This is a genomic window from Gammaproteobacteria bacterium (assembly GCA_028819075.1).
Classification (GTDB): domain Bacteria; phylum Gemmatimonadota; class Gemmatimonadetes; order Longimicrobiales; family Gaopeijiaceae; genus BD2-11.
The window spans coordinates 204,900-221,017 of the sequence record JAPPMM010000043.1 but is presented as its reverse complement, the minus strand read 5'-3'; the positions used below and the strand labels follow the sequence as shown (position 1 = coordinate 221,017).

15 protein-coding genes are annotated in these 16,118 nt (G+C 69.3%); 9 read left to right on the top strand and 6 right to left on the bottom strand.

What is annotated here, in order from left to right; all coding sequences use genetic code 11:
- Position 1: 1 nt before the first annotated feature.
- Complete coding sequence (locus OXU32_11320) at positions 2–1,663, bottom strand: electron-transfer flavoprotein:ubiquinone oxidoreductase (GenBank protein MDE0074539.1); 1,662 nt, start codon at positions 1,661–1,663, stop codon at positions 2–4.
- A gap of 223 nt (positions 1,664–1,886) precedes the next feature.
- Between OXU32_11320 and OXU32_11315 the strand changes: the two genes are divergently transcribed.
- Positions 1,887–3,356: a magnesium chelatase gene (locus OXU32_11315; GenBank protein MDE0074538.1), complete on the top strand. Its 1,470-nt coding sequence runs from the start codon at positions 1,887–1,889 to the stop codon at positions 3,354–3,356.
- A 19-nt stretch (positions 3,357–3,375) separates the two neighbouring features.
- Positions 3,376–3,972: a DinB family protein gene (locus OXU32_11310; protein MDE0074537.1), complete on the top strand. Its 597-nt coding sequence runs from the start codon at positions 3,376–3,378 to the stop codon at positions 3,970–3,972.
- Between the two features lie 50 nt (positions 3,973–4,022).
- Here the strand turns inward: OXU32_11310 and mutY are convergent, their stop codons facing one another.
- Positions 4,023–5,042 (bottom strand): A/G-specific adenine glycosylase, encoded by a 1,020-nt coding sequence (gene mutY / locus OXU32_11305; GenBank protein ID MDE0074536.1) that lies wholly within the window; start codon positions 5,040–5,042, stop codon positions 4,023–4,025.
- Positions 5,043–5,131: 89 nt separating this feature from the next.
- Between mutY and OXU32_11300 the strand changes: the two genes are divergently transcribed.
- The gene (locus tag OXU32_11300) at positions 5,132–6,418 is read left to right on the top strand and encodes a VWA domain-containing protein (protein MDE0074535.1); all 1,287 of its coding nucleotides are present in this window, start codon (positions 5,132–5,134) and stop codon (positions 6,416–6,418) included.
- Between the two features lie 61 nt (positions 6,419–6,479).
- Here OXU32_11300 and OXU32_11295 read toward each other — a convergent pair whose 3' ends face one another.
- The 4 genes from OXU32_11295 to hemA are packed head-to-tail and all read right to left on the bottom strand — an operon-like array spanning position 6,480 to position 9,898.
- On the bottom strand, positions 6,480–6,866 hold the full coding sequence (locus tag OXU32_11295; protein MDE0074534.1) for a hypothetical protein: 387 nt from the start codon (positions 6,864–6,866) through the stop codon (positions 6,480–6,482).
- Positions 6,863–7,528: an HmuY family protein gene (locus OXU32_11290; protein MDE0074533.1), complete on the bottom strand. Its 666-nt coding sequence runs from the start codon at positions 7,526–7,528 to the stop codon at positions 6,863–6,865. Before OXU32_11290 ends, OXU32_11295 begins: the two co-directional genes overlap by 4 nt.
- Before the next feature lie 20 nt (positions 7,529–7,548).
- A complete protein-coding gene (gene hemB / locus OXU32_11285; GenBank protein MDE0074532.1) occupies positions 7,549–8,532 on the bottom strand; it encodes a porphobilinogen synthase in 984 nt (327 codons plus the stop codon).
- Between the two features lie 46 nt (positions 8,533–8,578).
- The gene (gene hemA / locus OXU32_11280; GenBank protein ID MDE0074531.1) at positions 8,579–9,898 is read right to left on the bottom strand and encodes a glutamyl-tRNA reductase; all 1,320 of its coding nucleotides are present in this window, start codon (positions 9,896–9,898) and stop codon (positions 8,579–8,581) included.
- A gap of 200 nt (positions 9,899–10,098) precedes the next feature.
- Here hemA and OXU32_11275 point away from each other — a divergent pair, with 200 nt between their 5' ends.
- The 6 genes from OXU32_11275 to OXU32_11250 all read left to right on the top strand — a co-directional run bounded on the left by OXU32_11275 (position 10,099) and on the right by OXU32_11250 (position 16,085).
- Positions 10,099–10,344, top strand: a complete 246-nt coding sequence (locus OXU32_11275; GenBank protein MDE0074530.1) for a ferredoxin — start codon at positions 10,099–10,101, stop codon at positions 10,342–10,344.
- Positions 10,345–10,366: 22 nt separating this feature from the next.
- Positions 10,367–11,275 (top strand): P-loop NTPase, encoded by a 909-nt coding sequence (locus OXU32_11270; GenBank protein ID MDE0074529.1) that lies wholly within the window; start codon positions 10,367–10,369, stop codon positions 11,273–11,275.
- Positions 11,272–11,724, top strand: a complete 453-nt coding sequence (locus OXU32_11265; protein ID MDE0074528.1) for a PCP reductase family protein — start codon at positions 11,272–11,274, stop codon at positions 11,722–11,724. Before OXU32_11270 ends, OXU32_11265 begins: the two co-directional genes overlap by 4 nt.
- Positions 11,721–12,167, top strand: a complete 447-nt coding sequence (locus OXU32_11260) for a hypothetical protein (protein MDE0074527.1) — start codon at positions 11,721–11,723, stop codon at positions 12,165–12,167. The genes OXU32_11265 and OXU32_11260 overlap by 4 nt, the downstream gene beginning before the upstream one ends.
- A 349-nt stretch (positions 12,168–12,516) precedes the next feature.
- Entirely contained in the window at positions 12,517–14,637 is a 2,121-nt protein-coding gene (locus tag OXU32_11255) for a universal stress protein (protein MDE0074526.1), read from the top strand.
- Positions 14,637–16,085 (top strand): radical SAM protein, encoded by a 1,449-nt coding sequence (locus OXU32_11250; GenBank protein ID MDE0074525.1) that lies wholly within the window; start codon positions 14,637–14,639, stop codon positions 16,083–16,085. The genes OXU32_11255 and OXU32_11250 overlap by 1 nt, the downstream gene beginning before the upstream one ends.
- Positions 16,086–16,118: the final 33 nt, after the last annotated feature.

Sequence of the window (16,118 nt, the reverse complement as noted above, 5' to 3'; positions counted from 1 at the left end):
ACTACATCCTTCGGTATGCCGGCCCGCTGCCCCCTTCCCTCGGTGTCCAGCGCGGCCCCAGCACGTCGGTTGCCTTGCAGTCTACGCAGTTGGGAGCATTCACGACCAGTTCGCCGTCTTCACCCTCCTCGTACACCCCGGCCGGGCACATGCGGGCGTAAAACGCGGCTCCCTCCGGGGGGACGTCGTCGCCCGCAAGCACATGGCTCGGGATGTCGTCGCGGGTCTGGTTCCCCGACTTGTACACCGCGTCGACCTTGGAGAAGGTGAGTTCTCCATCGGGCTTGAAGGCCGGGGCCGAGCCCCTGCGACGCTCCTCATCGACGTCTTCCGTTACCGGGATGCGGGCCCCGGGGAAGGCGCCGCCCGTCACCGTCATGATCCCCGCCCGGATCCCGCCCGCCCAAGAGCCCTTCTTGAAGGCCAGGCGAAGGTTCCGGGTGCGGCGCAGGTCCTTCATCACGTACGAGTCGTCCAGGGCGCGGCTGAATCCCGCCAGGCCGTCGCCCTCGCCCTTGAGCTGGGCGAAGATGGCGCGGGCCGCATGAATGCCCGACTGCATCGCGTAGTGGATGCCCTTGAGAGAGGGAACGTCCACAAGACCTGCCGCGTCGCCGCAGACCAGCAACCCCTCCCCGTGGCGGCGCTGCGGAACCGAGTAGTAGCCCCCTTCGGGGATGGTCTTCGCGCCCCATTCCAGCATCTCGCCGCCCTCGAGGGTGGAGCGAAAAAGCGAATGCAGCTTCATCCGCTGGAGCAGCTCGTGGACATCGAGGGAGGCATCGCGGTAATCCAGCCCCACGACCAGTCCGAGCGCGACCAGGTCGTCGGCGAGCGGATACATGAAGCTGCCCCCGAAGGCATCGCGCGGGAGCGGCCATCCCAGGGTGTGCACGACGCGGTCCAGGGGCCGGCGGGTGCGCCAGAGCTCCTTCACCCCGAGGGCGTAGATCTGGGGGTTGGGCGAACCGATGCCCTCCCGCTCAAGCCAGGCCTGGGTGAGCGGGCCGCGGGTGCCTTCGGCGAGCACGGTGATCCGGGCCGCGATATCCATGGGCGGCTGGTATCCCGCGCCCGGCGCGCCCTTCCGGTCGAGGCCGGCTGGCGTCGTGCGCACACCCGCGACGCGCGTTCCCTCAACCAGGAGCGAATCGACGGGAAAGCCCGGAAAGACGTTCACGCCCAGTTCCTCCGCGCGCTCGCCCAGCCACCGCACCATCTCGCAGATCGAGCCCACGAAGTTGCCGTGATTCCTCATCGTGGGCGGTGTCGGCAGTCGGAACGCCCGTGCGCCCGTCAGCAGGTACACCGCTTCACGGGACACCGGGCGCGCGAAGGGGAAGTCGCCGTCGGTGAGTTCGGGGAAGAGTTCCCGGAAGGCGCGCGGGTTGACCACGGCGCCGGACAGGCAGTGCTCGCCCAACTCCCCGGCCTTCTCGAGCACGCCGATCTGGAGTTCGCCCAGATCGCCCCCAGCCTCGCCGTCCGCCTGCGCCAGCTTTGCGAGCTGTATCGCGCCGGCGAGCCCGGCCGGGCCTCCGCCCACGAACACCACGTCGAGGGGGAGCGCTTCGGCGTCCGGAGGTTCCTCCACGATGAAGCGATCGACGGGGAGCGCAGGCTGCCAGGCAGCCGGTCGAACGGACGCCGGAGGTTGTGGCATAAGGACTCCTGAGCGGGCTGCCGGTCTCCGCGCGGGCGGTGGGCGCCGCCGATCGAGCCGGCGCCCGGCCCGCAGGATCCGGGCCCGGAGAGCGGGGTAGTCTGTCGAGGCCGAAGCGCCGCCCGACCCCGGGCAGCCGGCCTCCCGAAGTGCTACATCCTAGCCAATCCCGCGCCGGTCGTCACGGCGTCGATCCGACCCCCCGCTACCCCACACGACAGACATGACCCATCGCCGACCCGCCACGGTTCGGGAGTTGCGCGAATCGGGCTATCGCCCCCGCAGCGTGAAGGACGAGATGAGGGCCAACCTGGTCCGCAAGCTCCGCGACAGGGAGGAGTTGTTCCCGGGCATCCTGGGCTTCGACGACAGCGTGGTTCCCCAGATCGTGAACGGGATTCTCGCGCGGCACGACTTCATCCTGCTCGGCCTCCGGGGCCAGGCCAAGAGCCGGATCCTGCGTCAGCTGGTGGAGTTTCTGGACGAGGAGATCCCGATTCTCGCGGGCAGCGAGATCAACGACGAGCCGTTCCACCCGGTGTCGCGCTACGGCCGGCTGCTCATCGAGGAGCACGGGGAGGATGCGCCGGTGGCGTGGGTGCCGCGCGAGAGCCGGTATGTCGAGAAGCTCGCCACCCCGGACGTGAGCATCGCGGACATGATCGGGGACGTGGACCCCATCAAGGCCGCCCGCGGGGGACACATCCTGGCCGACGAGCTGACGGTCCACTACGGGCTTCTGCCCCGGGCCAACCGCGGCATCTTCGCCATCAACGAGCTTCCGGATCTGGCCGGAAAGATCCAGGTGGGGCTCTTCAACATCCTCCAGGAGGGGGATGTGCAGATCAAGGGATACCCCATCCGCCTTCAGCTCGACATCATGCTGGCCTTCACCGCCAACCCGGAGGACTACACCGCGCGGGGCAAGATCATCACGCCGCTGAAGGACCGCATCGGGACCGAAGTGCGCACCCACTACCCGGAAACGCTCGGTGTCGGACGCGCGATCACGGCACAGGAGTCGTGGGTCGAGCGGGGGGATCTTCCGGTGGAGATTCCCGACTTCATCGGCGAGATCGTGGAGTCGATCGCGTTTCTGGCCCGGGTCGACAAGCGCGTGGACCAGCGCTCGGGCGTGAGCCAGCGCATGCCCATCTCGGTGCTGGAGATCGCCGTGGCCAGCGCGGAACGCCGCGCGCTCCGCCTGAAGGAGAAGACCGTCGTGCCGCGCGTGAGCGACATCTACGCAGCCCGGCCCGCGATCACCGGCAAGATGGAGCTGGAATACGAGGGCGAGCTGCACGGACCCGACCGCATCGCCCGCGAGCTGATCGCACGGGCGGCGGGGCAGGTCTTCGAGACGTATGCCGGCGGCGCCGACGTGGAACCGATCGTCGAGTACTTCGAAGAGGGGGGCGCGCTGCAGGTCTCCAACGACGCCGGGGCGAAGGCGTGCGTCAAGGGATTCGAGAACGTGCCCGGCCTGCTGGAGCTGCTCTCGCATGTCGGGCTGGCGACAAAGGGTGCCGGCGACGGCCACACGGCATCCGCCTGCGAACTCGTGCTGGAGGCGCTGGTCGACGGCAAGCGCATCAGCCGCACCGATGGGGGAGGGTACGGGCGCGCGCGCCACGACACTCCCGCGCCGGGGCAGGGATTCAAGGAATCGGGGCCGTTCCCGGCCCAGAGCTGAGTCGAACAGGAGGAGAACCATGCGTCGTTTCACTCGTGCTTCAGTCTACGCGAAGGCCCCGGTCACGAGTCGTCGAGGGCGGTTGCTTCTCGCCCGCGGCGTGCTGACGCTCGCCGCGGCGGCGGTGTTGGCGATGCCCGTGCACGCACAAGGGATTTCCGGATTCGGCGGAGAGTTGCGGGGCCAGTTCGAGGCGTCGGCAGAGAAGCTCGTGGCGCTGGCCGAGGCGATGCCGGCAGAGTCGTACTCGTGGCAGCCCATGGAGGGGGTGTACACCGTGGCCGCCGCGTACATGCACGTCGCCCGCTACAACTACATGTATCCGGACATGTACCTCGGGGTCGACGCACCTGCGGGCGTGGATTACGCCTCGCTGGAAGAGCGGGTGACCACCAAGGGCGAGGCGGTGCGCATTCTTGCCGCGTCGATGGATCATGTGCGCGGCATCATGGACGCGATGTCCGAGGCGGACCTGGCGAAGCCCACCGAGCTGTACGGCCGCGAAGTGGAGAACTGGGCGGTGTTGCTGCAGCTGCTGACCCACATGAACGAGCACCTGGGGCAGGCGATCGCCTATGCCCGCATGAACCGGGTCGTGCCGCCCTGGTCGCGGTGACCGCCGCCACCCCGGTGTAGCCGTCGCCGGCGTCCGGGGCGCCGTGCTCGTCAGAAGCCTGCCGCCCGGGCGATGCGCTGCTGGGCGACCGGCAGGGCCAGGTCGGCCAACTCTGCAGGTGTGACCCAGCGGCCCGCCGCCTCCCCCCACTCCGCGGCCACCTCGACCCGCCGCGGCCGGTACACCGCCGTGAAGTGCGAGAACCGGTGGGTGACCGCGGGCAGTTCCACGGCCGCCCCGGCCGCGGGCTCCGCGACCTTCATCGGTCGTCCACCCCGGTCAGCGCCATCGTCCACCTCCACCGCCGGGAACTCCCACATCCCCCCCAGCAGCCCCTCGCGCGGGCGCCGCACCACCAGCGTCCTGCCCTGCGGCGAGACCGCGACCTGCACGTCCCAGGTGCGGGTGGACACCGGGCGCCGCCTTCGCCTCAGCGGCCGCTCCGCCGCCGTGCCGGCTGCGCGCGCCCGGCAGTCCGCCGCCAGCGGACACGCTCCGCACTTCGGCGACCGGGGCGTGCACACGGTGGCCCCCAGCTCCATCATCGCCTCGTTGAAGTCGCCCGGACGTGTTCTGTCCAACAGTCCGGCCGCGAGATCGCGCGCCCGCGCGAGCGAGGGATCGGGGAGGTCGAACAGCCGCGCCACCACCCGGCGCACGTTGCCGTCCACGGCTGGCACCGCCTCCCCGAAGGCAATGCTGGCCACCGCGGCCGCGGTGTACGGTCCGATCCCCGGCAGGGCCCGCAGGCCCGCGGCCGACGAGGGCAGTACACCGCCATGCCCATCCCGCACCTTCCGCGCGCACCGGTGGGCGTTGCGCGCCCGGGCGTAGTATCCGAGCCCCCGCCACAGCCGCAGCACCTCTTCCAGGTCGGCGTCGGCGAGCGCGCCTACATCCGGGAACCGCTCCATCCAGCGCCGGTAGAAGGGGGCCACGAAGGCGGCTCGCGTCTGCTGCAGCATGACCTCCGAGATCCACACCGCGTAGGGGTCGCCGACCCCCCGCCACGGCAGGTTCCGCTTGTGCGCGTCGAACCACGCGAGCAGTCTTTCGTGGATGGCTTCCATTCTCCTGTGGATGGCCGGCCGCGCCGGCGGCCGTTCAGGTTGATGGACCGGCGGGTGCGAGCGGACGCTCACTCCGGGAGGGCAGGGCAGTGCGCTTCACGACCTACACAAAGTATCGGCCGGGCCTGCTCGACGCCCTGAACCTCGAGGCCCTGCTCGAGCACCTCACCGACTTCCTGATGGACGGGGGCTTCGCCGGCGGCCCGCACTTTCATCCCTACTGGGGATGGTCCGGGACCGAGGACACGAGCTCCTACGACGCCCTGCAGAGGGCGATCCTGGACGCCCTCATCGAGAGCGGGCAGTTCACCCCGGAGATGCTCGAGGAACTCCGCGGCGAGGGGGAGGGCGACGAGGAGGTCCAGCGCCGCATCGCCCAGCTCATCGACGAAATCGTGCAGAAGCTGGTGGAGGAAGGCTACCTGACCCTCGAGGGCGGCAAGGCCATGCCGCCTGCGCAGGAAATGACCGGCCAGGGGCACATCGACGAAGCTAGGGACGCGGCCCGCAGCGTGAACTTCGGCCTCACGCGCAAGGGGATGGATTTTCTGGGATATCGCGCTCTGCGCAATCTGCTTTCGGCCAGCGGGACGTCCAGCTTCGGATCCCACGAAACCCCGCAGCTTGCCACCGGCGTCGAGGCCGACGCGGCGAGCCGCCCCTACGAGTACGGCGACGTGCTGAACCTGGACATTCCCGCCACCCTCCGGAGCGCGATCGAGCGTGAGGGGCTGTCGATTCCCATCGAGCTCGACTACCAGGACCTCATGGTGCGCCAGACCGAGTACCGGTCCTCGTGCGCCACGGTGCTCATGCTCGACGTGTCGCACTCGATGATCCTGTACGGCGAGGACCGCTTCGGGCCCGCCAAGCGGGTGGCGCTGGCGCTGACCCACCTCATCCGCACCCAGTTTCCGGGCGACGTGCTCAGGGTGGTGACCTTCGGCGACCGCGCGACGGAAATCCCGCTTTCGCAGCTCGCGCGTGCGCAGGTGGGACCGTTCCACACCAATACCGCGGAAGGTCTCCTGATCGCGCGCCGCCTGCTCAAGGCGCAGAAGAAGGACATGATGCAGATCATCATGATCACCGACGGCAAGCCCTCCGCGGTGACTCTTCCCAACGGCCGCATCTACAAGAACTCGGGCGCGCCCGACGGCCTCATTCTGCGGCGGACGTTCCGCGAGGTGGCTGCATGCCGGAATGCGGGCATCCACATCAACACCTTCATGCTGGCCCGCGACCCCTACCTGGTGCGCTTCGTGCGCGAGGTGACCGAGATCTCGCGCGGAAAGGCCTACTTCACGAGTTCGCTCACCCTGGGGCAGTACATCATGATGGACTTCCTCAGGCGCAAGCAGCGGCGGATCGCCTGAGAAGGAGCTGGAAGCCCGGCGTTCGAATGTCGAACTAACTGGACTTAGTCCGATTAGGTTATCACGAGCCCCGGCTGCGTCCCAGCCCGGCCGCCGGCCTCGGCACCAATGCGGCGAGCACTTCGGCCAGTTCCTGCGTCCCGGCGGCGGCGATCTCGCGATCCCGGCCCCCCTGCGCAAGTGCCGCGCCCGCGCAGGCCTCCAGGCCTTCGACCGTCGTCCAGTCCACGCCCAGGGCTCCGGCGAGGGTGGTGAGCAGCTCGTCGGCATAGTTCAGCCGCGTCGCGCGGCGGCCGGCGTTCAGGTCCTCCCACGAAGACTGGCGCCTGCTCCGGGTCGGGTCGCGGGCCTTCTCGCGCTCGTAGATCCCGCGCGCCAGTCGTTCGCGCAGTGCGCGGCGCAGCTCCCGCCTCCGGTCCCCTGCTTCCGTCGGTGCGGTGGGTGTCATCGTTCGCCGCTGGCGCGGGATGGGTCCCCGGTGTCCGGCTCACGATTCACGGCTTCGCCGGCCTCCGCAGGCGTCGCCACCGAGCGGCCGCCCGCCCCCTGGTAGACGTAGCGGAAGGTCAGGCATCCGGGCTGGGCGCCCGGGCAGTAGTATCCCAAAAGCTGCAGCTTGGCATAGCGGCCGTCGGCCGTCCGGACCGCGTAGACGGCGGGGTGCGGCGTCAGGAGGTGGCTTGTCCAGCCGTAGGCATACCAGCGCTCGATGGCGGCGTTGACCGAATCGCGCCGCACCCGGGTCTCCACGTAAGGTGCGTCGGGCAGCTCCGAAACCGCGTCGAGGTCGGTCTCCTCCAGGCGGATGATCCCGCCTTCCCCGGAAAAGCCGGGGCCGCCGTTGGCGATGATGTGGAAGCGCCTAAAAGCCAGATCCCACTCACCAGGCCCCGGGTTCACCACCACCGAGCCGCGCGAGAAGTCGAAGAATTGCCACGCGCCGGTGGAAGTGGCATCCACGGTGTAGTCGATGGGACCTACGAGCGTCTCACCGGCCTCGGAGGGGTCCGGGGGTGTCGGGACGTGAGCCTCGACCACGGGCCTGCCGAAGGACATGGTCACCAGCACAACGGCCAGGACCACGATGATGCCGACCAGCACGGCCGGCACCCGGTTCTCCGGGCGGATCCTCAGGTGTCTTCGCGCAGCCAGCGTGCGGCCTCCACGGCGTAGTAGGTGACGATGATGTCCGCGCCCGCCCGCTTGATCGCGCCCAGGCTCTCCAGCGCCACCGCCCTCTCGTCGATCCAGCCGCGTTCGCCCGCGGCGCGCATCATGCTGAACTCGCCGGACACCTGGTACGCGGCGGTGGGCGCGCGGAAGGTGTCCCTGACCCGCCGGATCACGTCGAGGCAGGGGCCCGCTGGCTTGACCATTACGATGTCCGCGCCCTCCTCCAGGTCGGCCTGCACCTCGCGCAGCGCCTCGTCGCTGTTGGCGGGGTCCATCTGGTGGGTGCGGCGGTCGCCGTGCGAAGGCGCCGAGTGGGCCGCGTCGCGGAAGGGGCCGTAGAAGGCCGAGGCGTACTTGGCCGCGTACGACACGATGGGGGTCGAGCCGTGGCCCGCCTCGTCCAGGGCCGCGCGGATCGCGCCCACGCGCCCGTCCAGCATGTCGCTCGGGGCCACCGCGTCCGCTCCCGCGCGGGCGTGAGAGACAGCGGCCCGGGCGAGCAGGGGCAGGGTGGCTTCCTCGTCCGGAGAGCCGTCCGCCGCAAGGATGGCGCAGTGGCCGTGGTCGGTGTACTGGCAGAGGCACACGTCGGTCCAAACCAGCAGGTCGGGATAGCGCGCCTTGAGTTCACGCACCGTCCGCGGCACCAGGCCGCCCTCCGCGTAGGCTTCGGAGCCCAGCGCGTCCTTGTGGTCGGGCACGCCGAAGAGGAGAACGGCGCCCACCCCCGCGTCCACGGCCGTTCCGGCTTCCTCCACGAGCAGCCCAGGGGAGAAGCGGTGTATGCCGGGCATGCTGGGCACGGGCTGGCGCCGTCCTTCGCCCGGCACCACGAAGAGCGGATACACGAGATCTTCCACCCGGAGCGCGCTCTCGCGCACCAGGCGGCGCCAGGCAGGCGACTGCCGGAGGCGGCGGAGGCGGTGCTGCGGATAGGCCATGCGTCGCGATGCCGCCGTTCTGCGGGTGGGCCGTCCGCCGCGGCGTTCAGCCGGCGCCGTTGGGCGCGTGTTCGCCGTTGGACTCCACAGGCTCGTCCGGCGTGAGCTGGAAGATCTCCTTGACCGCCGCCAGACTGGAAACCCCCTCGGAAGTCTCCAGGTCGAGCTCGCGCAGGTGGCAGGTGGGCTGGTGCAGAAGCCGGGCCACCAGCGAGCGGGTGTAGCGCTCCAGGCGGTCGCGGCTCGACTCGTCGAAACCGGGCAGGTGCCGGCGCACTTCCTCGTCCGCGATCCTGTAGAAGCTCTCGCGCAGCGACCGGAGCACCGGAACCACCTGCAGCGTGTCGAACCAGTCGACGAAGTTCTGGAGTTCCTCCTCGACAATGCGCTCGACGTGGGGAATCTGCTTGCTGCGGCGGATCAGGTTCTCCTGCACGATGTCGCCCAGGCTGTCCAGGTCGCGCAGGAAGACGTTGGGAATGCGGCCAGCGCTGGATTCGACATCCCTGGGGTTGGCGATGTCGATGATCACCAGCGGCCTTCGACCGCGCTCGCGCATGATGGCGCAGAGCGTTGCGGCGGTGATGACCGGATTCGGGGCCGAGGTCGCGGTCACCACGACGCTGGCCCGCTTCAGCGCGGCGTGGAGTTCGTCGAAGGGCCGCGCGGTCGCGCCGAACTCGTCCGCGACCGCCTGCGCGCGTGCGGCGGAACGATTCACGATGGTCAGGCTGCGGGGTCGTTTCGCGGCGAAGTTGCGCGCGGCCTGGGCGCCGGTGCGTCCCGCGCCCACCACCAGCACCGCCTGCTCGGACAGGTCGGGGAGAATGTTGGTTGCCAGCCGCACCGCGGCGAACGCCACCGACGCCGATCCCTTGCCGATATCCGTTTCCGCGCGCGCCCGCTTCCCCGTGCGCACGGCGGACTGGAACAGCCGGGTCAGATACGGCCCGCAGGTTCCCTCCTCCTCAGCCAGGGCGTAGGCCTGCCGCACCTGTCCCAGCACCTGCGGCTCGCCGATCATGAGCGAATCGAGTCCGGCGGCCACGCGGAAGAGGTGATGAACTCCCTCGCGCCCGCTGAGGGAGAACGTGTGACGCGAGGTGGATACGGCGTCGTTGTCCTTTACGTCGCGCAGCCTGTGACGCATCAGTTCGATGGCCCGAGCCGGCTCGCGCGTCCAGGCGAAGATCTCGGTGCGCGTGCAGGTGGACAGGACCACGCTCTCGCGAACCACGCGGTCGCCGTCCGCGCCGTCGACGAGCGTTCCGAGCAACTCGCGCGTTTCTTCGCCGGAAAGCGCCAACTGGTCCCGGGCCGCGGCCGGGGCGACCCTGTGGTTGGTCCCGAATACCAGGAGTTCCACTGTCTCCCTGGGGTTGAAGCGTCGTGCCGGGCCGATACGTCCCGGGCGGGTTCCGAGCCTGCCGTGGCAACGGGCGGGCAGAAGATGATAATAGTTATCGATACGGCACGCCTTCAACCTTGCCCGGTTTCGCGGCCCTGGAGATGTTCAGCCGTCCCGGCCGACACCGGCGAGGACTCTACTTCAGCGACGGGATCCCGGTGAGCGACATTGACGAGCGACGGACAGGAGACCTTCTGATCCGGATCGACCGGGATCTCTGCGTGGGCTTCGGCGACTGCATCGAGGCCGCCGAAGCCGCCTTCGAGTTGGATGACGAGGGGATTGCGACGTTCAGGGCGGGGATCGACGAAGTGGACCGCGAGACTCTGTTGGCCGCCTGCGACGAGTGCCCGGTTGACGCGATTTCCGTACTCGATGCCGACGGAACCCAGCTCGTGCCCTGATCGGCTGCGCAGTCCCGGTACCATGAGAAAGATCCGCACCTACCACGAGGTGGAATCGCAGACGGGCGACCTGCTCGTGGATCAGATCAGGGGCCAGCGGCGGCGGCTCGACAGCCGGCTGGCCGGGATTCGCAATCTGGTCGCCGTCGGCAGCGGCAAGGGAGGGGTGGGCAAGAGCCTGGTGACCGCGAACCTGGCTGCCGCCCTGGCCGCGGAAGGCTGCACGGTCGGCGCGCTGGACGCGGACCTGAACGGCCCGTCGCTGGCCCGCATGCTGGGTGCGTCCGGGAAGCGGCTGGTGGATGGGGCGGAGGGTGTGGTTCCGGCGCCGGCCGCAGGGGGTGTCCGGGTGATGTCGATGGAGCTGCTGCAGAGCGAGGCCGACGCTCCGCTGCGCTGGCGGGCGCCCTCCGGTGACGGCTTCCTGTGGCAGAGTTCCATCGAAACCGGTGCCGTGCGCGAGTTTCTGTCCGACGTGGCGTGGGGTGACCTCGACTTCCTGCTGATGGATCTGCCTCCGGGTACCGACAAGATGGAGCGCGTCTTCCAGCTCCTGCCGGGACTCGAGACGCTGCTTCTGGTGACGACTCCGTCCGAGATGTCCCGCCGGGTGGTGGCCCGGGCGGCGCGTCTGGCGCGCGAGCAGGGAATCCCGACGGTAGGCCTGGTGGCGAACATGACCGAATACGTCTGCCCGTGCTGCGGTTACTCGGATCCGCTCTTTCCCGGAGACGGCGTCGCCCGCCTGGCCGCAGCCACCGGTCTGGAGATCTGGGGCCGGATCCCCTTCGATCCCCGTCTGGGCGAAGCGTCCGACCGCGGGGTTCCCGCCGTGGTCGCCAGCGAAGATTCGCCGAGCGCGCGCGCCTTCCGGGCGCTGGCGCGGAGGATCGCCGAACCCCGAGAGGCGGGGGAGGAGCAAGCCCGATGAAGTTCCTCTGCATCCAGTGCGATCACATCATGGCCTTCGCGGAGCGCCAACTGCCCGGAGACGGCACCCTGGCGGCGGTGTTCGAATGTTCCGCTTGCGGCCGCGAGATCGCCATGCTCACCAACCCCATGGAAACGCAGCTGGTGAGCAGCATGGGCATCGAGATCGGGGGCCGGACGGTGCCCGAACAGCCGATGGAGCTGGTGCGCGGCAACCTGGACGGAGGACGCGACGACGCCTTCGTGGAGGAGGAGCGCCCCGCTCCCGCCCGTCCCGGCCGGGTCGAGTGGACCCCGGCGGCGGTGGATCGGCTCGGCCGGGTGCCGTCCTTCGTGCGCGGCATGGTGAAGCGCATCTACACCGACTACGCCCGCGAACGGGGCATCGAGCGCATGACCCCGGAGGTCATGGACACGGCGCGTTCGGACCTGGGGCTGGAGGGAATGTGACCGATTCGAGCCAGGACCTTGCTCAGGGGCGAGCGGCCGGGCAGGAGCAGAGCCAGGGCCCCGATGCGCGAAGCGGGGATGCGCGGACCCGCAAGTTCCGGCAGGCCGCCTTCTGGTACCTGCACGTCGGGCTGCTCTACGAGGGCGCCGTGGTGGCCATGTGGCGCAACGGGCTGGTCAACCCGATCCGGGGCCCCATCGTGCTATGGCTGCTGCTCGGCGCCGCGATCGTGGCGCTCGTCTTCTGGGGGCTCTGGTTTCGGCGCAGCGTGTGGCTGGCCCGGGGGATCTGGGCGCTGCACGCCCTGCGGCTCCCGAGCATGATCGAGGGAGCGTTCATGCCCGGACCCGACGCCGCGCTTCCCGAAGCGTTCTACCTCACCGCCATCGTCGTCATCGTCATCAACCTGTGGATGCTGGCCCGCGCCGGATGGGATCTCTGACGCGGCAGCGGGGCGATTCCCCGGAGTGGATTCTTCCGCTTCATGCGCCGTTGCCGGACCCCTCCGCAGTGTTTGACATCGACAAGCGATTTCCGGTATAATTTGCCCGGCTCCGCGGGGGCCGACACATGAGATCAGATGAGCGGGCCCGGGTGCCCGCTTATGTTATGTACGCCGACCTTTCGGCGACCGCCTTCGGGGACTTGGCCCTGCCTGACTTGCCCAACCAAGTGGACCGCTTCCAGCCCGCAGGGCCCCCTCGGATGGGCCTCCCTGTACCCGCCGCTCCGGCGTCGCATGGCTGAACCACAAGCGCCTCGTCCCTCGATAACCTTGAATCGAGGCAGCCATGTACCGTGAGATCTTCGTGCCGGTGGACAACTCACCCTGGTCGGACTGGGCGGTGGATCGCGCCATCGAACTCGCAAACCGTTCCGAGGGCCGCATCACCGGAAACCACGTTTACGCCGCACGCCTGCACGACATCCGCTTCCGCCAGCTGGAGACCGGCCTCCCCGCCCAGTTTCAGACCGAGGCCGAGATCAAGCGCCAGCGCAAGATCCACGACAAGCTGATCGAGAAGGGGCTGCAGCTCATCTCCGACTCCTTCCTTGACCAGGTGGACAAGCGGTGCCAGAAAGCCGGCGTTCCTCTCACGCGGCAGCTTCTGGAGGGCATCAACTACGAGGAGCTGGTGAGCGAGGTGAATTCGGGGGAGGGCCACCTGCCGAGCCTCATCGGCTTCGACCCCAACATCGCCTCGAGCTACGACGGGGGCGACAAGGTGCGCAGCGACGTGCGCCTGGGCGATGACGGCCGCATCGTCGCGGAGGACGAGGATCACGACGAGAAGCTGGCGGGATCGAGTGGCCGCGCCTACGACCTGATGGTGATCGGGGCGCACGGGATCGGCTATCAGCCCTACTCGCAGCTCGGCGGCGTGGTGGCGCGCGTGCTGCAGAAAGTGGAAAAGGATGCCTTCGTGGTGCGGAACGAACGGCCGCTCGCCGGGGGCAGCTTCATGGTGTGCGTGGACGGCTCCGCGTACAGCTACAAGGCCATGCGCCTCGCCCTGGAGATGGCGTCGGAGTACGGCGCGAAGCTCTACGTGGGCTCATCCTTCGATGTCGAATACCATCACGCGGTCTTCGGCAACATCAAGGACGTGCTCTCGGTGCAGGCCTCGAAGATCTTCAAGTTCGAGGAGCAGGAGGAGCTTCACAACAACATCATCGACAAGGGCCTGCTCAAGCTCGCCCAGGCGAACGTGAAGCGGGCGCGCATCATGGCGGAGGAGTACCCGGAGGTCGAAGTCGAGACCCAGGTGCTCATCGGCAAGCCCTTCCAGGTCATCCTGCAGTGGGCCGAGGAAGTCGATCCCAGCGTGCTGATCCTCGCGCGCCACGGGGCGCACCGCATCGAGGGCACGGACCTGGGGTCCCAGGCGCACAACCTGCTCAGGCAGTCGAACGCGAACATCCTTCTCATCGGCACCACCGACGTTCGTCCCGAGGAGATTCCCTGGATCGAGGAAGATGGCGAGATGGGGCTCGAGTGGGCTCCGGAGGCGGAGGTCCGCATCCTGCGCGTCCCGCCCTTCGCGCTCGGCATCGCCCGCAAGGCGGTGGAGGAGTACGTGCTGGAGAACTGGCGCCCGGGCGAAGACCCGTCCCGGCCCTCCGCCAACGGATCCAGTGCCGCCGATGGAGCAGGGGCGAACGGTGCCCCGGGCGCGCGGGCCAACGGATCCAACGGGGCCGAACCCCCGGTCCTGGAGCCCGGGCGCGACACCGGCGCCACCCTGCCCATGGTGACCAGCAAGTGGCTGGACGAGGCGATCGCAAAGCTGCTGCCCACCCACATGCAGCTCATCATGGGGATCGGCACGGCCGAGGAGCTCGCCCTGGCCGAAGTGAAGGCGGCGGAGGCCATGAAGCGCACGGTGGTGGAGGGCAGCGACGCCGATTCGGTGTCCGCCAACCCGACCATCGAGGTGACGTGCCCCTACACCGGGCACGTGCATGAGCGAACGCGCACCGCCGCCGACCCGGTGGTATGGACCGAGGAGGCCTTCGACCGGCTGGGCGCGGTGCCTCTCATCGCCCGCCCCCTGGCCCGCAACACGGTGGAGCGCTTCGCCCGCGACCACGACTTCTGGCGCATCACCACGCGGGTCATGGACGAGAACAAGCAGGCCATGATGGAGGCCGACACCTTCGACACCGACACCATGCTGGTCATGTTCCGGGAGCTGCAGACGAAGCAGCTCAAGGCCGCCGCCGAGGGCGTCGACGGCCTGACCCCGGAGATGCGCAAGTTCATCGACGAGGCAAAGGCGTCCGGGGTGACTCGTTGCCCGATCCGGGACGTGGCCGAGCAGGCGGACGACTGCCCCGTCGACTTCAAGACCGTAAGCCCCGCCGACGCGAAGGCGGCCGTCGAGCAGTTCATGCGGCGAGAAGGAGCTTGATGGCCGGTCCGCCCACCGCCGTTCTGCCCACCCTGGGCCGGGACGGCTTCTCCGAACCCTCCACCACTCCCTCCCTGCGCTGGGTCGCGGAAGGCGTATCGGCGGATTCGGGGGCGGCGCCGGGTCTCCCGCACATCGTCGCGTGGAATCTCACCCGGCGCTGCAACCTGGAGTGCGCGCACTGCTACATCTCCGCGGGGGCGTGGCACCTGGCCGAAACGGAGCTGTCCACCGCGGAATGTCATCGGGTGCTCGACCAGGTTCTGGAGGTCAACCCGAATCCGGTGCTCATTCTCTCGGGTGGGGAGCCCCTCCTGCGCGACGACCTGGAAGAGATCGCCGCCCGGGCGAGCGCCGGCGGGGCCACCGTGGTGGTGGGCACCAACGGCACCCGCCTCACCGACCACCGCATCGAGTCGCTCATGGAGGCGGGGGTGAAGGGGGTCGCGGTCAGCGTGGACTCGCTGGTCGACACCTACCACGACCGCTTCCGCCACGGGTCGGGGGCGCTCTCCGACACCCTGGCCGCGGTGGACCGGCTGGCCGCCCACCGCCTGGACTTCATCGTCCAGACCAGCGTGACCCGGGGCAACCGGGCGGAGGTGGCCGGGATCGCCGCCTGGGCGGAGAGCCGGGGCGCGGTCTCGTTCAACCTGTACTTCCTGGTTCCGACCGGGCGCGGGGAGCGCATGCAGGGCCTCTCTCCGGAAGAGAACGAGGCGGTGCTGGCCGAGCTGGTGGAACTCGAGCGCAAGTACCGGGGCCGCATGATGGTGCGCTCCAAGTGCCAGCCGCAGATCATGCGCCACGTGATCGAGGGCGGAGAGGAGTCGCCGCTGCTCAACTACGGCACCCGCTGCCCGTGCGGCGTCCACTACTGCCGCATCACCCCCGAAGGGAAGGTCACCCCCTGTCCCTACACGCCGGTGGTCGCGGGCGACCTCACCACCACCCCCTTCCGCCAGGTGTGGGAGTCGTCTCCCGTCTTCGCCCGGCTGCGGGGCGGCGAACTGGGCGGGCGGTGCGGGCGCTGCGAGTACCGTTCGGTGTGCGGGGGCTGCCGGGCGCGCGCCCACGCCCTGACCGGCGACCTGCTCGGCCCCGACGATTCCTGCGCCTACGAACCGGCCGGCGACCGGGCGGTGATCGAGCCGCGGCGAGCGGTCGTGTACGGCGACGACACCTCCCCGGGGCTTCCCTGGACCGAAGAGGCGCGCGCGCGCCTGTCCGTGGTGCCCAGTTTCGTGCGCGGCGTGGTGTCCGAGCGCGTCGAGTCGTTCGCGCGCAAGCGCGGGTACACGAGTGTGACCGCCGACGTGATGGCGGAGGTGCGCCGCGGCATGCCGGTTGATTTCTCCAGGCGACTGCCTTTCTTCCTACGCAACCAGATGTCCGCGGCCGCATCGCGTGACGGGACTCCGGAGGAAGACGATGTTCCCCGGAGTTGACAAGACCTCGGAGAGAAACGTGCCGAAACCTGG

Bases quoted from the DNA above. Each gene is read 5' to 3' on its own strand.
- OXU32_11250 (MDE0074525.1), top strand. From the start codon at position 14,637: ATGGCCGGTCCGCCCACCGCCGTTCTGCCCACCCTGGGCCGGGACGGC.
- hemB (MDE0074532.1), bottom strand. From the start codon at position 8,532: ATGGCCTATCCGCAGCACCGCCTCCGCCGCCTCCGGCAGTCGCCTGCC.
- OXU32_11320 (MDE0074539.1), bottom strand. From the start codon at position 1,663: ATGCCACAACCTCCGGCGTCCGTTCGACCGGCTGCCTGGCAGCCTGCG.
- OXU32_11270 (MDE0074529.1), top strand. From the start codon at position 10,367: ATGAGAAAGATCCGCACCTACCACGAGGTGGAATCGCAGACGGGCGAC.
- OXU32_11295 (MDE0074534.1), bottom strand. From the start codon at position 6,866: ATGACACCCACCGCACCGACGGAAGCAGGGGACCGGAGGCGGGAGCTG.
- OXU32_11310 (MDE0074537.1), top strand. From the start codon at position 3,376: ATGCGTCGTTTCACTCGTGCTTCAGTCTACGCGAAGGCCCCGGTCACG.
- OXU32_11265 (MDE0074528.1), top strand. From the start codon at position 11,272: ATGAAGTTCCTCTGCATCCAGTGCGATCACATCATGGCCTTCGCGGAG.
- mutY (MDE0074536.1), bottom strand. From the start codon at position 5,042: ATGGAAGCCATCCACGAAAGACTGCTCGCGTGGTTCGACGCGCACAAG.
- OXU32_11255 (MDE0074526.1), top strand. From the start codon at position 12,517: ATGTACCGTGAGATCTTCGTGCCGGTGGACAACTCACCCTGGTCGGAC.
- OXU32_11315 (MDE0074538.1), top strand. From the start codon at position 1,887: ATGACCCATCGCCGACCCGCCACGGTTCGGGAGTTGCGCGAATCGGGC.